We start from the raw sequence: 21,733 nt of genomic DNA on the forward strand, positions 1-21,733 counted from the left end.
CCATCGGCACCAACCGGCCTCGCCGCGCCACCAAAATACGAAAGTCCTTGCCGTTCAGCACAATTGGCCCGTCGCCTTGCCGACGCATCGCTTTACCGTCACAGTGACGTAATTGCCGTGTGCCATTGGACCTGGCCCGACACCGGTTCAATCGGTCTTCAACCGGCCGACGAGCTCATCAGCGCGACGATGCGCTGCAAGTCGTCGACGGACCCGAATTCCACCACGATCTTGCCTTTGCGCTTACCGAGGCTGACCGTCACGCGGGTGTCGAAGGCGCTCGACAGCCGTTCGGCGACGTCCTGCAGACCGGGCATGTGGATCGGCTTGCGGCGCGGCGCCACCGGTGTGGAGGTGTCGCCGCGATTGGCCAGCGTGACCGCCTCCTCGGTCGCCCGCACCGACAGCCCCTCGGCGACGATCCGGGCCGCCAGCTGCTCCTGCGCCTCCGAACCGTCCTCCAGCGACAACAGGGCACGGGCATGGCCGGCCGACAACACCCCGGCGGCCACCCTGCGCTGGACGGCGATCGGCAGCCGCAGCAGCCGGATCATGTTGGTCACCAACGGTCGCGACCGGCCGAGGCGGGCCGCCAGTTCATCGTGGGTGACCCCGAACTCGTCGAGCAGCTGTTGGTAGGCCGCCGCCTCTTCCAACGGATTGAGCTGTACCCGGTGAATGTTCTCCAGCAGGGCGTCGCGCAGCAGATTGTCGTCGTCGGTTTCCCGCACGATCGCCGGGATCGCCTCCAGGCCGGCCTGCTGGGAAGCACGCCAGCGCCGCTCCCCCATCACCAACTGGTAGCGCGCCGCGCCGGGTGCGGCCCCCGGTAGTGCCCGCACCACGATCGGCTGCATCAGCCCGAACTCGCGGATCGAGTGCACCAGTTCGGCCAGCGCCTCGTCGTCGAAGACCTGCCGCGGCTGGCGCGGGTTGGGCTCGATGTCGGCCGGACTGATCTCGCGGTAGACCGCTCCGACTTCGGCGGCCTTCGCCGGGGTGGCCCCACCCAGGACCACGTCCGCCGCGGCGTCACCCATCCGGGGCCCCATGCCGGCGCCCCGGTCGGCCGTGGTGCCCGCCCCGTCAGCGGGGCCGGTGGGGATGAGCGATGCCAGGCCGCGGCCCAAGCCGCCCTTCTTACGCGACGGTCCGGTCATTTGCGTTGTTCCTTCTTGCTGAGAGTGCTTTCTTCTTGCCGACGACGGTCATCAAGGCCGTGCCTCGGGGCCACCGGCCAGATCGCGTTCGACGAGTTCCCGGCTGGCGTCCAGATAGCTCATCGCGCCGCGCGAGCCGGGGTCGTAATCGATGATCGTCATGCTGTAGCCGGGTGCTTCCGACACCTTGACACTGCGTGGGATCACCGTCCGGAGCACCCGGTCGCCGAAATACCGCCGGACCTCATCCGCGACCTGGTCCGCGAGCTTGGTGCGCCCGTCATACATCGTCAGCAACACGGTCGTCACCTCCAGGCGTGGATTGAGATGCGCCTTGACCATCTCAATATTGCGCATCAGCTGGGACACACCCTCCAGGGCGTAGTACTCGCACTGGATCGGGATCATCACCTCCGGCGCCGCGACCAACGCATTCACGGTGAGCAAGCCCAGCGACGGGGGGCAGTCGATGAAGACGTAATCGAAGTCGGAGTCATCCAGTTCGCTCAACGCGGTCCGCAGCCGGTTCTCCCGTGCCACCATGCTCACCAGTTCGATCTCGGCGCCGGCCAAGTCGATGGTGGCCGGGATGCAGAACAGTCGCTCGTTGTGGGGACTCTGACGCAGTGCGGCATGCACCGGCATCTCCCCGATCAAGACTTCGTATGACGAGGGGGTGCCCGATTGGCGGTCGGAGATGCCCAGCGCGGTGCTGGCGTTACCCTGCGGGTCGAGGTCGATCACCAGGGTCTTGATTCCCTGAACGGCGAGCGCTGCCGCGAGGTTGACCGCGGTCGTCGTCTTGCCGACCCCGCCCTTCTGGTTGGCGACGGTGAACACCCGGCGGCGCTTGGGGCGGGGCAGGCGGTTGTGGGTGTGCAGTACTTGCATGGCGCGCTCGGCGGCAGCCCCGATCGGGGTGTCGTAATCGGGCGATGTTTCACGTGAAACCGGACCGGGTGATGTTTCACGTGAAACCGCGGGGCTCGATGTTTCACGTGAAACCGCGCCGCGCGAGGGGTCGGCGTGCCGGGCCGCGGCCGGGCGGCCGACCGGTGTGCTCATGTTGCTCTCCTGGTGGTCCGTCGCGTCGGTCCGCCCCGGGTTCGGCCGGGCTCCCCCCGCCGCGCCGTCACCACGGTCGCGGGCGGAGTTAAATAGTTCACGCCACATCTCACCACCCTTATGTCGTTCGCGCCTAGTCCGATCATCACACGGCGGTGCTCATCGACCTCGGCCTGCGCGCGCTCGCCTTTCATGGCCAGCATTCGCCCGCCCCTCCGAAGCAGCGGCAGACTCCAGCGGCCGATTTTGTCGAGGCTGGCGACCGCCCGCGAGACGACCGCGTCCCGCTCCCCGACCGAGTCGCGCACCGACCGATCTTCGGCACGCCCCCGCACCACATCCACATTCTTCAGCCGCAGTTCGCCGACCACCTCGCGGAGAAAGTCGCTGCGGCGGAGCAACGGCTCCACGAGTACCAGTTGCAGATCGGGCCGGACGATAGCCAGGACGATCCCCGGTAGGCCGGCGCCGCTGCCGATGTCTGCGACCCGCTCCCCCGGCTCGAGCAACTCGGCTATCGCCGCGCAGTTGAGCAGGTGGCGCTCCCAGATTCGATCGACTTCCCGCGGACCCAGCAGGCCCCGTTCCACCCCCGGCCCCGCCAACAACTCGGCGTAGCGCGTGGCGGTCGGGAGCCCCTCACCGAAGACGTCGGCCGCCTCTTGCGGAGCCGCGGGCGCCGGCGCTCTCCCGACATGTTTCACGTGAAACATTCCTCCGGCTTCCCGGGCGCGCTTGGAGAATTACCCGGATGTAATTCCGGCGGTACCTACCCGCTAGTCCCGCCGAACGACGACCCGGCGTGACGGCTCCACACCCTGGCTCTCGCTGTGTACGCCTGCGACGGCAGCCACCGCATCGTGGACGATCTTACGTTCGAACGGGCTCATCGGGGCCAGTTCCTCGTCGTCGCCGCTTTCCAGCACCCGCCGGGCGACCTCGTCACCCAATGCGGTCAAGTCGTCGCGGCGCCGCCGACGCCAGCCGGCGATGTCGAGCATCAACCGGCTGCGCTCTCCGGTCTTCTGGTGCACCGCCAGCCGGGTCAGCTCCTGCAGCGCGTCGAGTACCTCGCCCTTGCGGCCCACCAGCTTGGTGAGGTCGGTTCCGCCGTCGATGCTCACGACCGCGCGGCGGCCCTCGACGTCGAGATCGATGTCACCATCGAAGTCCAACAGGTCGAGCAATTCCTCCAGATAGTCGCCGGCGATCTCTCCCTCGGCCACCAACCGGTCTTCGAGATCAACAGCGGGCGTCGCCGGGGCCGCTCCACCGTCCTCGGTCTCCGGCTCGCCCGCAGTCTCCACCGCGCCGTACTCCGTGGTCTCCGCGTCGTTCGTGTCGGTCATGTCGGTCATGTCGTCTCCCTCCGTGCCCGGCTGCTCACGCGCCGGATGGCTTGGTGGCGGTGGGATCACCGCTTGCGTTTCTTCGGCTTCGCGCCGGCGCCAGGGCGGCTACCGCGCGCAGCGGGCCGGCCCGGGTTTCGTTTGACCGCGTCGGCTTTGGCGGGCTCCCCGCCGGCGGCTTCGGTCACCGCATCGGTGGCGGTCGGCTGCTCGGATTCTGTAGCACTGTCGGCATCCGCGGCCGCCGTGCGACCGGCTCGCTTGGGCTTGGCCCCGGGCGCCGGCGCGTTCGCAGCGCGTCGCCGCAGCGCTTCCTCCTTCTTCTCCTCGTCCTCCTTGGCGATCAAGCCGAACACGTAGTGCTGCTGGGCGAACGTCCAGATGTTGTTGGAGAACCAGTACAAGATGATCGCCAGCGGCAAGAACGGCCCGCCGACCACCACGCCGAGCGGGAACACGTACAGCGCGAGTTTGTTCATCATCGCGGTCTGCGGGTTCGCGGCCGCTTCCGGGCTCTGTCGCGCCACCGATGCCCGGCTGTTGAAGTAGGTCGCGATGCCGGCCGCGATCATGATCGGCACACCCACCGCGATCACCGAGACCCGGTTGAACTCGGCGAAGGCGTCCAACCCGGTGCGTTGGATCATCGTCGCACCCAGTGGCGCTCCGAACAGGTTCGCGTCCAGGAAGTTGCCCACGTCGGCGGTGCTGAAGAAGTAGTTGCCCAGCTGCCGGTTCAGGTCCGGTGACAGGCCCAGCTGGCCGATCCCGGTGCTGGTGCGGTTGAACGAGCGCAACACATGGAACAGGCCCAGGAACACCGGCAGCTGCGCCAGCATCGGCAGACAGCCCAAGATCGGGTTGAAGCCGTGCTCCCGCTGCAGCTTCTGCATCTCCATCGCCATCTTCTGGCGATCTTTGCCGTACTTCTTCTGCAACGCCTTGATCTGCGGCTGCAGCTCCTGCATCTGCCGCGTGGTGCGGATCTGCTTGACGAACGGCTTGTAGAGCAGCGCCCGCAACGTGAAGACCAGGAACATCACCGACAGCGCCCAGGTGAAGAAGTTCGCCGGACCGAGCACCAGGCCAAAAGCCTTGTACCACAACCACATAATCCCCGACACCGGGTAGTACACGTAGTCCAGACTCTGGGGATCAAAGGACACTGCGTTCACCCTCCGCTCGGTTGTCCGAGGCGTTCCCGGACGGGCAGCCGCAGCCGGCGCCATCCTGGGACCGCTCCGGTATCGGATCCCAGCCACCTTGATGCCACGGACCACACTTTGCCAGGCGCACCGCTGCCAGCCAGCTGCCCCGGATCAGCCCATACTCGCTCAAGGCGTCCACCGCGTACTGGCTGCACGTCGGCATGAACCGACAACTCGGTAGCCGCAACGGGGAGATCAAGTGCCGGTAGAGCTGGATGACGAAGATCAGTCCGCGGACCGGAGCCGCTGCGACACCGTGGTTCACCGCGCCACACCCCCCGCCCGGTGCACCGCCTGCAACCCGGCACACAATTGCGCACGGAGTGCCGCCGATTTCGCCCCGCTACTGGAGGGCAACGCCCGGATCACCAACCGTTCGCCCGGGTGCAGATCGCCCAGCACGTCGCGGGCCACATGACGCAACCGGCGGGCCACCCGGTGTCGATCGACGGCTGAGCCCACCGACTTGGCGATGATCAACCCGACCTGCGGGGACGCCTCGGCCACGTCGAGGGTATCGATCTGCCGGTCGTCGACAACTCGGCTGTAGACGACGACATCTGGCTGCACCGCCCTGCGGCCGTGCTTGACGGTCGCACCGAAATCAGCCGACCGTCTCATCCGGTAGTGAGACGGAAGCACCGCCGCGCTACCCGTCTCAAGCAGTCAGCGAGCGCCGGCCCTTGCGACGCCGACCCGTGACGATCGCGCGGCCCGCGCGCGTACGCATCCGCAGGCGAAACCCGTGCACCCGGGCCCGACGTCGGTTGTTCGGCTGGAAGGTCCGCTTGCCCTTGGCCACGGCACACTCTCCTTGTTGCGTCTTGCGCCGCGTCTGCCCGACACACCGGAAGCCCGTTGTGCCTGCCGCACGCGACGCACTCGGTAAGCTCGGTGAACTTCTGCGTCTTGCTGGTAACCGGCGCGGTCTCCGGCCAAGAGCCGGTCGCTGCCGTATCGCCGACGTTCGGGCGACTGTTCGAGGGTACTGACGCAGGTTCGCCGGGTCAAACCCGCCACCGCCTCCTTCCGCAGCGGGCCGAGCAGCCCCTGGCGACCGGATGAAATCAAGCCCATTATTCACAGTGGTCACACCCGCCACGGGCGTCGTGGGTGCGTTCGTTTTCGGCCCATTCATCTGGCAGAAACGAGTGGTCGCCTGCCCGGAAACCTGTTAGCTTGCTTGCCAGCGCCGTTTCGCAACTGAAGCGGTTTCGGCCGTAATCGAAGAGCACCAACCGGCCGGCGCTTCAGGTGTCGCCTGACAATCTGGAGTGGCCGTTGCCGAGCAACTGGCCTGGAGGGCCTCAACGGGGTATCCGCACCTCATCCACACCTGTGGATAACTGTGTGGATAGCATGTCACCGCACGGGATCCGTGCACCACGACTTCGAGCCAGGGGGATGGGGCATTGACCGATGACCCCGGGACGGCGTTCCTCACCCTGTGGGACGAGGTCGTTGCGGAACTCAACGGTGAAGCCGGCGCACCCGACGGCGCAGCGCCGCTCCTGACCCCCCAGCAGAAGGCCTGGCTCAATCTCGTCCACCCGTTGGCGATCGTCGAGGGCTTCGCGTTGCTCGCGGTGCCCAGCAGTTTCGTCCAGAACGAGATCGAACGGCACCTGCGCACCCAGATCACCGCCGCCTTGAGCCGTCGTCTCGGACACGACATCGAACTCGGCGTCCGCATCGCCCCTGCCCCGGCCGACGACACCACCGCCTCGTCGGGCCCAGACGGTGCTGCCCCATCTCGCGTCAGCGACGATGACGAAGACGACGACACCCCCGACGTCGAATACGACTGGCCGAACTACTTCACCGAGCGCCCCAGTGATGATTCGGCCACCGCCGACGGCGCCAGCCTCAACCGGCGCTACACCTTCGACACGTTCGTCATCGGTACCTCCAACCGATTCGCGCACGCCGCTGCCCTGGCCATCGCCGAGGCGCCCGCGCGTGCCTACAACCCGTTGTTCATCTGGGGTGAGTCCGGTCTGGGCAAAACCCACCTGCTGCACGCCGCCGGCAACTACACCCAGCGGCTGTTTCCCGGGATGCGCGTCAAGTACGTCTCGACCGAAGAGTTCACCAACGACTTCATCAACTCGCTGCGCGACGATCGCAAGGTCGCGTTCAAGCGCAGCTACCGCGACATCGATGTCCTACTCGTGGACGACATCCAGTTCATTGAGGGCAAAGAAGGTATCCAGGAGGAGTTCTTCCATACCTTCAACACGTTGCACAACGCCAACAAGCAGATCGTGATCACCTCCGACCGGGCACCCAAACAGCTAGCCACCCTGGAAGATCGGCTGCGCACCCGGTTCGAGTGGGGGCTGATCACCGATGTCCAGCCACCCGACCTGGAGACCCGGATCGCGATTCTGCGCAAGAAGGCGCAGATGGAGCGGCTGGACGTTCCCGGGGACGTGCTGGAGTTGATCGCCACCAGCATCGAACGCAACATCCGTGAACTGGAGGGGGCGCTGATCCGCGTCACCGCATTCGCCTCGCTGAACAAGACGCCGATCGACCGGGCGCTGGCCGAGATCGTGCTGCGTGACCTGATCGCCGATGCCAGCACGATGCAGATCAGTGCCGCGATCATCATGGCGGTGATCGCCGAGTACTTCGACACCAGCATCGAGGAGCTGCGCGGCCCCGGCAAGACCCGCCCCCTGGCCCAGTCTCGGCAGATCGCCATGTACCTGTGCCGGGAGCTCACCGACCTGTCGCTGCCCAAGATCGGTCAGGCCTTCGGCCGCGACCACACCACCGTGATGTACGCCGAACGTAAGATCCGCGGCGAGATGGCCGAGCGCCGCGAGGTCTTCGATCAGGTCAAAGAGCTGACCACCCGCATCCGGCAGCGCGCTAAGCGCTGAAATCCCCGGGCCGGCCCCCCACTTCCCGGCACTTCTTGCAAAAAACTTCCGACCCACTCGCACCACCCGTTACGGCCGCTGCCTGTGGATACCGCTGCGGACAACCTGTCCACCATCCGGTGACGAACCGGCCGGGGATACACAGCCGCTGTTCCATACACAACCGCCCCGCTGCCGCCCGGCGTGTTATTCACCACTGGTCCCCAACCCGATCGCCCCGTTCAGCAGCGACGATGCCGTGTTGTACCCAACATGCACAGGCCTTACTACTAATACTGAGTTCTCTTCATCGGTTTCCCTTCAAAAACAGCCGTTGGGGATTCGCACCCAGCCGGACTGTTCACAACCACGCATCGCCCACCCCGACCGGAACGTCGGGGCAACCATGGGTGTCCCCGATTAACTTTCCCGGAGGGCTTCTAGGCTCTACGGTTGGTGACCTACCGCCCTTGCGCTTTCGTCGAGGGCGTTGCACGGCCGCAGGTGGGATGTTCACCGGTCGCCGCGGGGTAGAGCTCGATAACGGGGTGACGAGAGGACGCTATGGACGCGGCGACCACAAACGCGGGTCTGACCGACTTGAGATTCCGCCTGGACCGGGATGACTTTGCGGATGCGGTGGCGTGGGTGGCGAAATCCCTGCCGGCGCGGCCCACCGTGCCGTTGTTGGCCGGAGTGCTGCTGACCGGGGCCGACAACGGCTTGACGGTTTCCGGGTTCGATTACGAGGTCTCCGCAGAGGTCCAACTGGCGGCCGAGATCGCTTCGCCGGGAAATGTTTTGGTATCCGGACGGCTGCTGTCGGATATCACCAGGGCGCTGCCGGCCAAGCCGGTCGAGGTGCAGGTCGAAGCGACCCGGGTGGCGTTGACGTGCGGCAATGCCCGGTTCTCCCTGCCGACCATGACCGTCGAGGATTACCCCACGCTGCCGACGTTGCCCGAGGAGACCGGGATGTTGCCCGCGGACCTGTTCGCCGAAGCGATCGGCCAGGTCGCGGTGGCGGCCGGGCGGGATGACACGCTGCCGATGTTGACCGGTATCCGAGTCGAGATATCGGGCAACACAGTGGTTTTGGCCGCCACAGACCGGTTCCGTCTGGCGGTCCGCGAACTGACCTGGTCGGCGGCGCCGGGTACCGAAGCGGCGGTGCTGGTCCCGGCCAAGACGCTCGCGGAAGCCGCCAAGGCCAGCGGTGACGGCACCGAGGTGCATCTGGCCCTGGGTGCGGGCCCGTCGGTGGGTAGCGAAGGTCTGCTGGGCATCAGCAGTGCAGGCAAGCGCAGCACCACCCGATTGCTGGACGCCGAATTCCCGAAATTTCGCCAGCTGCTGCCCAGTGAACACCTTGCGGTCGCCACCATCGGGGTGGCGGAGCTGACCGAGGCGATCAAACGTGTCGCCCTGGTCGCCGACCGCGGCGCGCAGGTCCGCATGGAGTTGTCCGAGGGAACGCTGCGGTTGTCCGCCGGCGCGGAGGATGTCGGGCGCGCCGAGGAGGACCTGCCGGTCGACTTCGCCGGCGAGCCGCTGACCATCGCCTTCAACCCGACCTATCTGACCGACGGGCTGAGCTCGCTGCACAGTGCGAAGGTCTCGATGGGATTCACCGATCCCAAGAAGCCGGCCGTGCTGCGACCGGCCGGTGACGACGAGCCTGCGCTGAGCGGCGCGGGTCCGTTCCCGGCGGTACCGTCGGACTACGTCTACCTGTTGATGCCGGTTCGCCTGCCGGGCTGACCGGCGCGGCCGCCACGACTGGAGGGGTGGTTTCGCGGTGTATGTCCGCCACCTGGGCCTGCGAGATTTTCGGTCCTGGGCGCACGTCGACCTCGAACTGGAGCCGGGCGCGACGGTACTGGTCGGTGCGAACGGCTATGGGAAAACCAATCTTGTTGAAGCGCTGTGGTATTCGGCGACCCTCGGGTCACATCGGGTGGCCACCGACGCCCCACTGATCAGATCCGGCGCCGAGCGTGCGGTGGTGTCGACCATCGTCGTCAACGAAGGCCGCGAGCTGGCTGTGGATCTGGAGATCGCCGCGGGGCGTGCCAACAAGGTCCGGCTCAACCGGGCCCCGGTGCGCCACGCCCGTGAGGTCGTCGGCGTGCTGCGAGCGGTGTTGTTCGCCCCGGAAGACCTGGCGCTGGTGCGCGGGGATCCCGGTGAGCGGCGGCGCTACCTCGACGAATTGGCCAGTGTACGCCGGCCGCGGGTCGCGGCGGTGCGTGCCGACTATGACAAGGTGCTGCGGCAGCGCACCGCCCTGCTCAAGAGCGCCTCGGGTGCGTTGTATCGCGGTGACCGGTCGGTGCTGGACACGCTCGACGTCTGGGATGCTCAGTTGGCAGCGCACGGCGCAGAGCTGATGGCCGCCCGGATCGAGCTGGTCGACCAGTTGGCTCCGGAAGTCGAAAAGGCCTATCAACTGCTTGCCCCGGGGACGAGGACCGCGGCGGTTGCCTATCGCCCCAAATTGGAGGTTCCCGCCGAGGCGGCGAGTGCAGGCCCGGCCGAGCTGCAAGAGCTTCTGCTGGCGGAACTGGCGCAGCGGCGCCGCGCGGAATTGGAACGCGGTGTGTGCCTGGTCGGTCCCCACCGCGACGAGCTGGAACTGCGACTGGGCGACCGGCCGGTGAAAGGCTTTGCCAGCCACGGGGAATCGTGGTCGATGGCACTGTCGCTGCGGTTGGCGGCCTATCAACTGCTGCGCAGCGAAGGGGCCGAGCCGGTCTTACTGCTCGACGACGTGTTCGCCGAGCTGGACGCGGCTCGCCGCCGCGCACTCGCCGAGGTGGCCGCCGCCGCGGAGCAGGTGCTGATCACCGCCGCCGTCGCTGATGACGTGCCGGCGGACTGGCAGGCCCGCCAGATCGGGATCGCGGTGGCCGAGGACGACACCGGCAGGGTGTCGAAACTGATCGTGGCTGAGTCATGAGTGATTCGGAGCTGCCCGAGGTGCAACCACCGGCGCATCTGGCCGGGCTCACCGGCATGGATCTGGTCCGGCGGACGTTGGCCGAAGCGCGCGAAGCGGCGCGCAGCCAGGGCAAGGATGTCGGACAGGGGCGCCGCGCACCGTTACGCCGGCGGGCACCGGGGGGCGCGGGTGGCCGCCGCCGGTGGTCGGGGCCGGGACCGGATGCCCGCGACCCGCAGACCTTGGGCGCTGCCACTCGCGACCTGGCGCAGTCCCGCGGCTGGTCGGCGCAGGTCGCCGAGGGCACGGTCCTGGGTCGATGGCGCTCGGTGGTCGGTGAAGACATCGCTTCTCACGCGACGCCGACCAGGCTGTCGCAGGGGGTGCTGAGCGTGTCGGCCGAATCGACGGCCTGGGCGACGCAGCTGCGGCTGGTGCAGAGTCAGCTGTTGGCCAAGATCGCCGCGGCCGTCGGTGAAGGGGTGGTGACAACGCTGAAGATCACCGGGCCCACCGCGCCGTCGTGGCGTAAGGGACCGCTGCACGTGTCGGGCCGCGGGCCGCGCGACACTTACGGATAGTCCGGCACGGGCCCGCCGACACCCGGACGAGCCGCGCCTCAGAGCCCCTACGAGCACAAAAATCGCTCTGGCCACCGGCCGGACACATGGTCGACCGCGATATCGGCGTCACGGCGCAACCAGATGGGTGGAAACGCCCTGAGAAAATACCCGCCGTGGCCGGGTCACGGTAGACTGTTCGGGTATCCCCCGCGCATCCGGTGATGTGGTGCGCCGAATGCTTGCTCTAGACCTTGAGGAGAGCTCCCCGACCGTGGCTGCCCAAAACAAATATGGTGCCGATTCGATCAAGGTTCTCGAAGGCCTCGAAGCCGTCCGCAAACGACCCGGTATGTATATCGGCTCCACGGGCGAACGTGGCCTGCATCACCTGATCTGGGAGGTCGTCGACAACGCCGTCGATGAGGCGATGGCCGGCTACGCGAGCAAGGTCGCGGTGCGCATCCTCGAAGACGGCGGCGTCGAGGTCACCGATGACGGCCGCGGCATCCCGGTGGCCATGCACGCCACCGGAATTCCGACGGTCGACGTCGTGATGACCGTCCTGCACGCCGGCGGGAAGTTCGAAGAGGGCGCCTACAGCGTCTCCGGCGGCCTGCACGGCGTCGGCGTCTCGGTGGTCAACGCGCTGTCGACCCGGCTGGAAGCCGATATCTGCGTCGACGGTCACGAGTGGTTCCAGACCTATGACAAGTCGCTGCCCGGAACGCTGAAGAAGGGCGACAAGACCACAAAGTCCGGCACCACCATCCGGTTCTGGGCGGACCCGGACGTCTTCGAAACCACCAACTACGACTTCGAGACCGTAGCGCGGCGGCTGCAGGAGATGGCGTTCCTCAACAAGGGCCTGACCATCGAACTCACCGATGAGCGGGTGCGGACCGAAGAAGTCGTCGACGAGGTCGTCAGCGACACCGCCGAAGCGCCGAAGTCCGCCGAGGACAAGGCCGCCGAAGCCGAGGCGCCGCACAAGGTCAAGCACCGCGTCTTCCACTACCCCGGCGGCTTGCGTGACTTCGTCGCGCACATCAACCGCACCAAGACCGCGATCCACCCGACCGTCATCGACTTCGACGGCAAGGGAACCGGACACGAAGTCGAGATCGCCATGCAGTGGAACGGCGGCTACTCCGAATCGGTGCACACCTTCGCCAACACCATCAACACCGCCGAGGGTGGCACCCACGAAGAGGGGTTCCGCTCGGCGCTGACCAGCGTGGTCAACAAGTACGCCAAAGACAAGAAGCTGCTCAAGGACAAGGACCCCAACCTCACCGGGGAGGACATCCGCGAAGGCCTGGCGGCAGTCATCTCAGTCAAGGTGTCCCAGCCGCAGTTCGAGGGCCAGACCAAGACGAAACTGGGCAACACCGAGGTGAAGTCCTTCGTCCAGAAGGTCTGCAATGAGCAGCTCAGCCACTGGTTCGAGTCCAACCCGGCCGAAGCCAAGGTGGTCATCAACAAAGCAGTGTCCTCAGCGCAGGCGCGCGAGGCCGCGCGCAAAGCCCGGGCGTTGGTGCGCCGCAAGAGCGCCACGGATCTGGGCGGGTTGCCCGGCAAGCTGGCCGACTGCCGCTCGAATGACCCCACCAAGTCCGAACTGTATGTGGTGGAAGGGGATTCGGCGGGCGGCTCGGCCAAGAGCGGCCGCGACTCGATGTTCCAGGCGATTCTGCCGTTGCGCGGCAAGATCATCAACGTCGAAAAGGCCCGGATCGACCGGGTTCTGAAGAACAACGAAGTCCAGGCGATCATCACCGCGCTGGGTACCGGTATCCACGACGAGTTCGACATCTCCAAACTGCGCTACCACAAGATCGTGCTGATGGCCGACGCCGACGTCGACGGCCAGCACATCTCGACGCTGCTGCTGACGCTGCTGTTCCGTTTCATGCGGCCGCTCATCGAGAACGGCCACGTCTTCTTGGCGCAGCCGCCGCTGTACAAACTCAAGTGGCAGCGCGGCGCCGAGCCCGAATTCGCCTATTCCGACCGGGAACGCGACGGCCTGCTCGAGGCGGGCAAGGCCGCCGGCAAGAAGATCAACACCGACGACGGCATCCAGCGGTACAAGGGTCTGGGCGAGATGGACGCCAAGGAGTTGTGGGAGACCACGATGGACCCGACGGTGCGGGTGCTGCGCCAGGTCACCCTCGACGATGCCGCCGCGGCCGACGAACTCTTCTCGATCCTGATGGGCGAGGACGTCGAGGCTCGGCGCAGCTTCATCACCCGCAACGCCAAAGACGTTCGCTTCCTGGACGTTTAGGGATGTGTCGCGACGCCGGCGCCATCCGACCTGCCTGACCGCTGACTGAACGAGGAACAGATGACAGACACCACGCTGCCACCCGGAGACGACTCGGTGGAGCGGATCGAACCGGTCGACATCCAGCAGGAGATGCAGCGCAGCTACATCGACTACGCGATGAGCGTGATCGTGGGCCGTGCGCTGCCCGAGGTCCGCGACGGCCTCAAGCCGGTGCACCGCCGGGTGCTCTACGCGATGTTCGACTCCGGGTTCCGGCCGGATCGCAGCCACGCCAAATCGGCGCGCTCGGTCGCCGAGACGATGGGTAACTACCACCCGCACGGCGACTCGTCGATCTACGACACCCTGGTTCGGATGGCCCAACCGTGGTCGTTGCGCTACCCGCTGGTCGACGGCCAGGGCAACTTCGGTTCGCCGGGCAACGACCCGCCGGCCGCGATGAGGTATTGTCTCTCTTCAGAGGCATTGGTGCGGTTGCCGTTTGGGCAGTCGGTGCGGATCGGTGATGTCGTGGGGGGCGCTGCGCCCAACTCCGACAACACCGTTGACTTGAAAGTCCTGGATCGACACGGCAACCCAGTGGCCGCAGACCGACTGTTCCACTCCGGCGAACATCAGACCTACACGGTCCGCACGGCCGAAGGCTACGAAGTCACCGGAACCGCGAACCATCCGTTGCTCTGCCTGGTGGACGTCGCCGGTGTGCCGACGCTGCTGTGGAAGTTGGTCGAGGAGGTCCGTCCCGGCGACCGGGTCGTGCTGCAACGGACTCCGCCGACCGAGATCGGACCGGCCGAGTGGGAACCGACGCTGGAGGCATTGTTGGCGGGCGCCTTCATCAGCGAAGGCTTCGTCTCCGAGACCCGCGCCGGCTTCAACAACATCGACGCCAGCTACTTCGGCATGGTCGTCGCCGCCTACGACGCTGTTATCGGCGGCGCCCGGTACGTTTCGCAACGCACCATCAAGTCGGGTTCGCTGCTCTACGAGCTCGACGTCCAGAACCTGGCCGAGTTGAGGCGGTCACGGCTGGCGGAACTCACCGGCCAGCGGTCCGCGCAGAAATCCGTTCCAGAATGGGTCTGGCAAGCCCCGACGGCCATCAAGCGGGTATTCCTGCAGGCACTGTTCGAAGGCGATGGATCGTGTTCTGCCTTGCCACGCAACACGATTCAAGTGTCCTACTCGACACGAAGCGAACAGTTGGGCAAGGACGTCCAGCAGCTGTTGCTGGAATTCGGGGTGGTGTCCAAGCGGTACCAGCACGCGACGGGCGAACATAAAGTCGTCATCACCAACCGCGGTCAAGCGGAGCTTTTCGCAAGCCAGATCGGCTTCGGCGGAGCCAAGCAGGAGAAGCTCGTCGGCATCTTGGCTTCGCTGCCCCCTTGTGCCGGCATGGACGATGACCACGTTCCCGGACTAGCGACGTTCATTCGCCGGCATTGCGGTAGCCGCTGGGTCGACAAGGACTGGCTGAACCGGCACAACATCGATCGGCTGTCTCGGTGGCGGCGCGATGGGGCCGAGATCCTCTCCCGTATCGCCGACCCGGACGTGCGGGCAATTGCCACCGAGCTCACCGACGGGCGTTTCTACTATGCGGAAGTCGCCTCGGTCACCGAGGCCGGCACGCAGGCGGTGTACAGCCTGCGGGTGGACACCGACGACCACGCCTTCATCACCAACGGGTTCGTCAGCCACAACACCGAAGCGCGGCTGACTCCGTTGGCCATGGAGATGCTGCGTGAAATCGACGAGGAGACAGTCGATTTCGTCCCGAACTATGACGGTCGGGTGCAGGAGCCGACGGTGCTGCCCAGCCGGTTCCCGAACCTGCTGGCCAACGGTTCCGGCGGTATCGCGGTCGGTATGGCGACCAACATCCCGCCGCACAATCTGCGCGAACTCGCCGAAGCGGTGTTCTGGTGCCTGGACAACCACGACGCCGACGAAGAGACCACCCTGGACGCGGTGATGGAGCGGGTCAAGGGCCCGGACTTCCCCACCTCGGGGCTGATCGTCGGTTCGCAGGGCATCGGCGACGCCTACCGGACCGGGCGCGGGTCCATCCGGATGCGCGGGGTGGTCGAGATCGAGGAGGATGCCCGCGGGCGGGCCCTGCTGGTCATCACCGAGCTGCCCTACCAGGTGAACCACGACAACTTCATCACGTCGATCGCCGACCAGGTGCGCGACGGGAAGCTGGTCGGTATCGCCAACATCGAGGACCAGAGCAGCGACCGGGTGGGGCTGCGCATCGTTGTCGAGGTCAAGCGCGACGCCGTGGCCAAGGTGGTGCTGAACAACCTTTACAAGCACACCCAGCTGCAGACGAGCTTCGGTGCCAACATGCTCTCGATCGTCGACGGGGTGCCGCGCACCCTGCGGCTGGATCAGATGATCCGCCACTACGTCGCGCACCAACTCGACGTGATCGTGCGACGCACCACCTACCGGCTGCGCAAGGCCAACGAACGCGCGCACATCCTGCGCGGCCTGGTCAAGGCGCTCGACGCCCTCGATGAGGTCATCGCACTGATCCGGGCGTCGCAGACCGTCGATGTGGCACGCCAGGGCCTGATCAGCCTCCTCGATATCGATGAGATCCAGGCGCAAGCGATCCTGGACATGCAGCTGCGGCGGCTGGCCGCGCTGGAGCGCCAGAAGATCATCGACGACCTGGCCAAGATCGAGGCCGAGATCGCCGATCTGGAAGACATCCTCGCCAAACCGGAACGGCAGCGCGGGATCGTGCAGCAGGAACTCGCCGAGATCGTCGAGAAGTACGGCGACGACCGTCGTACCCGGATCATCGCCGCCGACGGCGACGTCGCCGATGAGGATCTGATCGCCCGCGAGGACGTCGTCGTCACGATCACCGAGACCGGTTACGCCAAACGCACCAAGACCGATCTGTACCGCAGCCAGAAGCGCGGCGGCAAGGGCGTGCAGGGCGCCGGGCTCAAGCAGGACGACATCGTGGCGCACTTCTTCGTCTGCTCGACCCACGACTGGATCCTGTTCTTCACCACCCAAGGCCGGGTGTACCGGGCCAAGGCCTACGACCTGCCGGAGGCGCTGCGCACCGCTCGCGGTCAGCACGTCGCCAACCTGTTGGCCTTCCAGCCCGAGGAGCGCATCGCCCAGGTCATCCAGATCAAGGGCTACGAGGACGCGCCGTATCTGGTGCTGGCCACCCGCAACGGCCTGGTCAAGAAGTCCAAGCTGACCGACTTCGACTCGAACCGCTCCGGCGGCATCGTCGCGATCAACCTGCGCGAGGGCGACGAACTCGTCGGTGCGATGTTGTGCTCCGCCGAGGATGATCTGCTGTTGGTCTCGGCCAACGGCCAGTCCATCCGGTTCTCGGCGACCGACGAAGCGCTGCGCCCGATGGGCCGCGCGACGTCGGGTGTGCAGGGCATGCGGTTCAACGCCGACGACTACCTGCTGTCGCTGAACGTGGTCCGCGAGGACACCTACCTGTTGGTGGCCACCGCCGGCGGCTATGCCAAGCGAACCGCGATCGAGGAGTACACCGCCCAGGGTCGCGGCGGCAAGGGCATCCTGACCATTCAGTACGATCCCAAGCGGGGCCGGCTGGTCGGGGCGTTGATCGTCGACGATGACAGTGAGCTCTACGCGATCACCTCCGGGGGCGGGGTGATCCGTACCGCGGCGCGGCAGGTTCGCAAGGCAGGGCGCCAGACCAAGGGCGTTCGGTTGATGAACCTGGGTGAGGGCGACACACTGATAGCGATCGCACGAAACGCCGACGAAGAAGCGGCCGACGACGACTCGGATAGCTGAACGACAAGAATCCGGACCGCCCGGGCGGCTCGGGGAGGTAAGGAGCGTCAGTGAGCGCACCGAATGAGCCGGGGCACCCGGGCAGTGGTCCGGGCAAAGCGGAATCCGCGGGCAGCGGGTCGGCCGACGTCGCGGGCCAGCGGCCGGTGGCCCGGCCCGGCCGGGTCGCCGATACCGGCGAGCCGCCACCGTGGCAGCGCGGGGGGCAGAGTCGGCCGCCGGCGGCTGCCAGGCCCGCTGAACCGGCCCGGCCGGCCGAGCCGGCCCGATCGGCCGAGCCGAACGCGGCGGGCCACTCCCCCGGTGTGGACGAGCGGCTGCGCCGTTTCGTCTCCGGCACCGCCGCCCCGGGTGCGCCGCAGCCGGCCAAACCGGCCAAACCGGCCAAGCAGACCGCCAAGCCGGTCCAGCCGCCGGCCAAGCCGGCCCCGGCCGCGCACGCCGCCACCGACGACGCCTACGGCAGCGAGCTGCCGGATCTGTCCGAACCGGCTCAGCGTCGACCCCCGGCTCGGCGCACGCAGGTGTCGGCCGGACCGCGCGGTCCGGTTCGGGCCAGCATGCAGATCCGGCGGATCGACCCGTGGAGCGCGCTCAAGGTGTCGCTGCTGTTGTCCACGGCGCTGTTCTTCGTCTGGATGATCGCCGTCGCGGTGCTCTACGTCATGCTGGGGGCGATGGGCGTCTGGAACAAGCTGAACAGCAACGTAGGCGATCTGTTGACGAACAACAGTGCCGCAGAACTGGTTTCGGGTAGTTCGATCTTCGGCGGTGCCGCCTTGATCGGACTGGTCAACGTGGTCGTGCTGACCGCGATGGCCACCCTGGGTGTGGTGATCTACAACCTGAGCACCGACGTCGTCGGCGGCGTCGAGGTCACGTTGGCCGATCGGGACTGACCGGCATTTTGGCCGGGGGGCGTCGGGTGCGGTAATCTCGGCGCTCGGTCGTAGTCGACTACGGGCCTATAGCTCAGGCGGTTAGAGCGCTTCGCTGATAACGAAGAGGTCGGAGGTTCGAGTCCTCCTAGGCCCACGAGTCCCATCCGGGGCCTTAGCTCAGTTGGTAGAGCGCTGCCTTTGCAAGGCAGATGTCAGGAGTTCGAATCTCCTAGGCTCCACAAGCACAGCCGTTCGGTCCGCGAGGACGTCTTTGTCACCGAAAGCGCCAAAGAGGGTGAGATGTTCATCCGGTCCCGCTACGTCCTCAACCCCGGCGCACTCATTCCGTGAGGCGGGCTACGGTGCTGGAGTAAGCCCCCGGCCCGCACCTGCACCGGGGGCACAGCAGGGGCGCATTCCGCGCCGAGAAGATCAAGGAGATACCCGTGACCAAAGTGACCATGGCGACCGGAGCGGCCCTGGTGGCCCTGGGCGTGATCGCGTACGTCGCCTCATCGGCGGTCAGCGTGACCGCCTTGATCCCGGCGTTCGTGGGTCTGCCGATCCTGATTGCCGGTGTCGTGGCACGCAATCCGGCGGCACATCGCCACGCCATTCACGCCGCGTTGGCGGTGGCACTGCTCGGGGCACTCGGATCCTTGATGCAGGTGGCCAAGATCGGCGATGTGATCGCCGGGACCGCACAGCGTCCCGCGGCGGTGATCGTCAGCACCATCATGTTCGCACTGCTGGCAATCTATGTGGGCCTGGGCGTGCGTTCCTTCGTCGCGGCGCGGCGGTCGCGTAGCTAGGACCGGGGACGGCGCAAAGCGTTCCAGCGTCGTAACAGCTGACTCGTCAGACCGTCCGGGGGTGCGCGTCCACGCTCGGTGGGCGCGGCGAGGGTTCCTCCGGCCGGCTCGCACGGCTGATCGCAACCGCCACCGCACCGCCCACCAGCAGCGCCGTGCCGACCGCCCCGGCGATCACCCAGGACCGGCGGAGCCGGCGCCGCGACGACCGGCCCTCGAGCACATCGGGCAGCCCGGAGACCGCCTCCTGGGCGGCCGCCAACTCCCGGGCGGCGGCATCGGCGGCGTCGGCCACATGGTCGGCCAACCGGCTATCCCGGTAGCGCTGGCGCAGTTGCACCGCGCCACGCTGCACCGCGGCCCCGCCGAGGCCGACGGCGCCGCGTGCTACATCGACGGGCCCGCCCGCAGTGTGGGCCAGGCCCCGGGTCAGGCGCTCTCGGTGGGTCAGCTGGGTCTCCTTGGACAGGCGCATGATCCAACGCTACCCGTGACGCAGCCCACGCCGCCGGGAATGGCACACTGTGATGCCATGACCACCAGCCCTATCGCCACCGCAACCGCCACGATGCACACCAACCGCGGCGACATCAAGATCGCGCTGTTCGGCAACCACGCCCCCAAGACCGTCGCCAACTTCGTCGGCCTGGCGCAGGGGACCAAGGAGTACTCCACCACCAACGCCTCCGGCGGCTCGTCGGGCCCGTTCTACGACGGCGCCGTGTTCCACCGGGTGATCGGCGGCTTCATGATCCAGGGCGGCGACCCGACCGGCACCGGTCGCGGCGGACCCGGGTACAAGTTCGAGGACGAGTTCCACCCCGAGCTGGTGTTCGACAAGCCCTACCTGCTGGCGATGGCCAACGCCGGTCCCGGCACCAACGGCTCGCAGTTCTTCATCACCGTGGGCCAGACCCCGCACCTGAACCGCAAGCACACCATCTTCGGTGAGGTCGTCGATCCGGACTCGCGGGGCGTCGTCGACGCCATCGCCAACACGGCGACCGACCGGGGCGACCGGCCCACCGAGCCGGTGGTCATCGAGTCGGTCACGGTCTCCTAGAGCCCGGTTGTCCGGACGCTGTCAGGGGCCGGTGTAGCCGGCCGCCGACAGCACAGCGAACACGTGGCGGGGATCGGTGCCGAGATCCCAGCGGGACAGGATGAGCAGATCGTCATCATCCGTCTCGATCTCCAGCAGATGTTGCGTCCGCCCGATCCGCTGGAAGTCGGTGACGCGGACCCGGGTGAGGTCGCCGGGGGTCAGCAGCCGGGTGCGCCACCAGCCGCGCAGGACCAAGCCCTGACCGGTTAGTGCCAGCCGTGGCCGCGACCGCCAGGAGAAACCGGCAAACACCAGCATGCCGATTCCGGCGAGGCCTGCCAGCAGCCGCCCCGGCAGGTCTGTGGCGAGCGTCACAGCACTGATAGCTAACATCGCGCCGGCAAGCGCGCAACCAGCGATTCCGCGGGCGGGAGGCGCCCACTGGGTTTGCTGGCGGTGTCCGTCAGTCAATGCGACCTGCGGTTTTGAGGTTATCTACAGGGGTTGTCCACAATGGGGATGAATCACATCGTTGTGATTGAGCAACCGCTTGGTTACCCAGCTGGCATCGCCGACGACATGACATAACCGAAATCCCAGGCCGGACCCGCTCAGCGCCACCGCATGGTGAGCAACAGCCCGGTGATCATGAAAGCAAACGCGATCGCGTAATTCCACGGGCCCAGCTCTGCCATCCAGTTCAGCGCCGCCGGGGTATCCAACCCGGTGGCCGCCAACTGATAGACCATCAGCCACACCAGCCCGAAGAGCATCAGCCCCAGAAACAGCGCGACGAACCATACGCTCGACGGGCCGCCCTTGACCTTGACCGGGGTGCGGCTCACCGACGAGGGGGTGAAGCTGGTCTTCTTGCGAACCTTCGACTTGGGCATCGATACCTCGGGACAGTGCGGCGGTGAAGCTGCGAGTATGGGTCGCGTACGAGATTAACCCAGCCGAGCACCCAGCCGAGAATTGGAGAGCCGATGGACGGCGCGTCCCCGGGCCGCAGTTCCGCATGGCGGGTCGGCGTTCCGCTGGTGTGTCTGTCGGCTGGACTGCTGTTGGCCGCCACCCACGGGGTCTCGGGGGGCAAGGAGATCCGCCGCGGTGACGCGCCCCGCCTGGTCGACCTGGTCCGCGCCACCCAGTTCACCGTCGAAGAGCTCACCGACAAACGGGACACGCTGGCCGAGGCGGTGGGCTCGGTGCACGGCCGGGGCGCCGGTGCGGCGCTGTCGGCGATGCGCAACCGCACCGATCAACTGGCCGAGGCCGCCGGGTTGGCGGCCGTCCACGGGCCCGGCCTGGTCGTGACACTCACCGATGCCCAGCGCGACGCCAACGGTCGCTTCCCCCGAGACGCCTCCCCCGACGACCTCGTGGTCCACCAACAGGACATCTCCGCCGTGCTCAACGCGATGTGGAGCGCCGGCGCCGAAGCCATCCAGATGCAGGATCAGCGGATCACCGCGGAGTCGGCGCCGCGGTGCGTCGGCAACACGCTGCTGCTGGGCGGCCGGACCTACAGCCCGCCCTATGTGATGACCGCGATCGGCGACCCCGATGCGATGCAGGCCGCGCTGGCCGCCGCTCCCCTGGTCACGCTGTACAAGCAGTACGTGATCCGGTTCGGCCTGGGCTACAGCGAGCAGGTCAGCACGGATCTGCAGGTGGTCGAGACGCCGAGACCCGCCCGGATGCGCTACGCCGTCCCGGCCGGCCCGATCGACTACTGA

Annotated in this window: 21 protein-coding genes and 2 tRNA genes; 12 read left to right on the top strand and 11 right to left on the bottom strand. The window is 66.9% G+C overall.

Going from position 1 to position 21,733, the window contains the following annotated elements:
• Nucleotides 1-158: 158 nt before the first annotated feature.
• The 8 genes from BST10_RS05735 to rpmH form a co-directional block, all read right to left on the bottom strand.
• Nucleotides 159-1,160 carry a ParB/RepB/Spo0J family partition protein gene (locus BST10_RS05735; RefSeq protein WP_083037000.1) on the bottom strand — a complete coding sequence of 334 codons (1,002 nt, stop codon included), beginning with the start codon at nucleotides 1,158-1,160 and terminating at the stop codon, nucleotides 159-161.
• A 51-nt stretch (nucleotides 1,161-1,211) separates the two neighbouring features.
• Nucleotides 1,212-2,225, bottom strand: coding sequence for a ParA family protein (locus BST10_RS05740; protein ID WP_083037002.1), 1,014 nt, complete (start codon nucleotides 2,223-2,225; stop codon nucleotides 1,212-1,214).
• Nucleotides 2,222-2,938 (bottom strand): 16S rRNA (guanine(527)-N(7))-methyltransferase RsmG, encoded by a 717-nt coding sequence (gene rsmG / locus BST10_RS05745; protein WP_083037003.1) that lies wholly within the window; start codon nucleotides 2,936-2,938, stop codon nucleotides 2,222-2,224. The genes BST10_RS05740 and rsmG overlap by 4 nt, the downstream gene beginning before the upstream one ends.
• A gap of 63 nt (nucleotides 2,939-3,001) precedes the next feature.
• The gene (locus BST10_RS05750; protein WP_205277493.1) at nucleotides 3,002-3,574 is read right to left on the bottom strand and encodes a Jag family protein; all 573 of its coding nucleotides are present in this window, start codon (nucleotides 3,572-3,574) and stop codon (nucleotides 3,002-3,004) included.
• 65 nt (nucleotides 3,575-3,639) lie between these two features.
• The gene (gene yidC / locus BST10_RS05755) at nucleotides 3,640-4,686 is read right to left on the bottom strand and encodes a membrane protein insertase YidC (protein WP_013831265.1); all 1,047 of its coding nucleotides are present in this window, start codon (nucleotides 4,684-4,686) and stop codon (nucleotides 3,640-3,642) included.
• Nucleotides 4,687-4,729: 43 nt separating this feature from the next.
• Nucleotides 4,730-5,047, bottom strand: coding sequence for a membrane protein insertion efficiency factor YidD (gene yidD / locus BST10_RS05760; RefSeq protein WP_041319295.1), 318 nt, complete (start codon nucleotides 5,045-5,047; stop codon nucleotides 4,730-4,732).
• Nucleotides 5,044-5,424, bottom strand: coding sequence for a ribonuclease P protein component (rnpA, locus tag BST10_RS05765; RefSeq protein WP_013831266.1), 381 nt, complete (start codon nucleotides 5,422-5,424; stop codon nucleotides 5,044-5,046). Before rnpA ends, yidD begins: the two co-directional genes overlap by 4 nt.
• Nucleotides 5,425-5,440: 16 nt before the next feature.
• Nucleotides 5,441-5,584: a 50S ribosomal protein L34 gene (gene rpmH, locus BST10_RS05770; RefSeq protein WP_005142265.1), complete on the bottom strand. Its 144-nt coding sequence runs from the start codon at nucleotides 5,582-5,584 to the stop codon at nucleotides 5,441-5,443.
• Between the two features lie 610 nt (nucleotides 5,585-6,194).
• Between rpmH and dnaA the strand changes: the two genes are divergently transcribed.
• The 10 genes from dnaA (at nucleotide 6,195) to BST10_RS05820 (ending at nucleotide 18,949) form a co-directional block, all read left to right on the top strand.
• Nucleotides 6,195-7,670: a chromosomal replication initiator protein DnaA gene (gene dnaA, locus BST10_RS05775; RefSeq protein WP_013826945.1), complete on the top strand. Its 1,476-nt coding sequence runs from the start codon at nucleotides 6,195-6,197 to the stop codon at nucleotides 7,668-7,670.
• A 543-nt stretch (nucleotides 7,671-8,213) separates the two neighbouring features.
• Nucleotides 8,214-9,410, top strand: a complete 1,197-nt coding sequence (gene dnaN / locus BST10_RS05780) for a DNA polymerase III subunit beta (RefSeq protein WP_083037005.1) — start codon at nucleotides 8,214-8,216, stop codon at nucleotides 9,408-9,410.
• A 37-nt stretch (nucleotides 9,411-9,447) separates the two neighbouring features.
• Nucleotides 9,448-10,608 carry a DNA replication/repair protein RecF gene (gene recF / locus BST10_RS05785; protein WP_083037006.1) on the top strand — a complete coding sequence of 387 codons (1,161 nt, stop codon included), beginning with the start codon at nucleotides 9,448-9,450 and terminating at the stop codon, nucleotides 10,606-10,608.
• Nucleotides 10,605-11,171 (top strand): DUF721 family protein, encoded by a 567-nt coding sequence (locus BST10_RS05790; protein ID WP_013826948.1) that lies wholly within the window; start codon nucleotides 10,605-10,607, stop codon nucleotides 11,169-11,171. Before recF ends, BST10_RS05790 begins: the two co-directional genes overlap by 4 nt.
• A 217-nt stretch (nucleotides 11,172-11,388) precedes the next feature.
• Nucleotides 11,389-13,440 (top strand): DNA topoisomerase (ATP-hydrolyzing) subunit B, encoded by a 2,052-nt coding sequence (gene gyrB, locus BST10_RS05795; protein ID WP_109559418.1) that lies wholly within the window; start codon nucleotides 11,389-11,391, stop codon nucleotides 13,438-13,440.
• 60 nt (nucleotides 13,441-13,500) lie between these two features.
• A complete protein-coding gene (gene gyrA / locus BST10_RS05800; RefSeq protein WP_083037009.1) occupies nucleotides 13,501-17,256 on the top strand; it encodes an intein-containing DNA gyrase subunit A in 3,756 nt (1,251 codons plus the stop codon).
• 50 nt (nucleotides 17,257-17,306) lie between these two features.
• Entirely contained in the window at nucleotides 17,307-18,155 is an 849-nt protein-coding gene (locus tag BST10_RS05805; protein WP_083037012.1) for a DUF3566 domain-containing protein, read from the top strand.
• Nucleotides 18,156-18,217: 62 nt separating this feature from the next.
• Nucleotides 18,218-18,291 (top strand) — tRNA-Ile (locus BST10_RS05810).
• Nucleotides 18,292-18,303: 12 nt separating this feature from the next.
• A tRNA-Ala gene (locus BST10_RS05815) sits at nucleotides 18,304-18,376 on the top strand.
• Between the two features lie 207 nt (nucleotides 18,377-18,583).
• On the top strand, nucleotides 18,584-18,949 hold the full coding sequence (locus BST10_RS05820; protein WP_083037014.1) for a hypothetical protein: 366 nt from the start codon (nucleotides 18,584-18,586) through the stop codon (nucleotides 18,947-18,949).
• A 46-nt stretch (nucleotides 18,950-18,995) separates the two neighbouring features.
• On the opposite strand, the gene cwsA is transcribed toward BST10_RS05820, so the two are convergent.
• Nucleotides 18,996-19,424 (bottom strand): cell wall synthesis protein CwsA, encoded by a 429-nt coding sequence (cwsA, locus tag BST10_RS05825; protein WP_083037017.1) that lies wholly within the window; start codon nucleotides 19,422-19,424, stop codon nucleotides 18,996-18,998.
• A 39-nt stretch (nucleotides 19,425-19,463) separates the two neighbouring features.
• Here cwsA and BST10_RS05830 point away from each other — a divergent pair, with 39 nt between their 5' ends.
• Nucleotides 19,464-20,012: a peptidylprolyl isomerase gene (locus BST10_RS05830; protein ID WP_041316621.1), complete on the top strand. Its 549-nt coding sequence runs from the start codon at nucleotides 19,464-19,466 to the stop codon at nucleotides 20,010-20,012.
• 21 nt (nucleotides 20,013-20,033) lie between these two features.
• Here the strand turns inward: BST10_RS05830 and BST10_RS05835 are convergent, their stop codons facing one another.
• Nucleotides 20,034-20,387: a PH domain-containing protein gene (locus tag BST10_RS05835; RefSeq protein WP_083037019.1), complete on the bottom strand. Its 354-nt coding sequence runs from the start codon at nucleotides 20,385-20,387 to the stop codon at nucleotides 20,034-20,036.
• Between the two features lie 218 nt (nucleotides 20,388-20,605).
• Nucleotides 20,606-20,887 (bottom strand): cell division protein CrgA, encoded by a 282-nt coding sequence (gene crgA, locus BST10_RS05840; protein ID WP_013826956.1) that lies wholly within the window; start codon nucleotides 20,885-20,887, stop codon nucleotides 20,606-20,608.
• Nucleotides 20,888-20,980: 93 nt separating this feature from the next.
• On the opposite strand from crgA, the gene BST10_RS05845 reads away from it, so the two are divergent.
• On the top strand, nucleotides 20,981-21,733 hold the full coding sequence (locus BST10_RS05845) for a DUF881 domain-containing protein (RefSeq protein ID WP_013826957.1): 753 nt from the start codon (nucleotides 20,981-20,983) through the stop codon (nucleotides 21,731-21,733).

The sequence above is a fragment of the Mycolicibacter algericus DSM 45454 genome, assembly GCF_002086455.1.
Taxonomy (GTDB): domain Bacteria; phylum Actinomycetota; class Actinomycetes; order Mycobacteriales; family Mycobacteriaceae; genus Mycobacterium; species Mycobacterium algericum.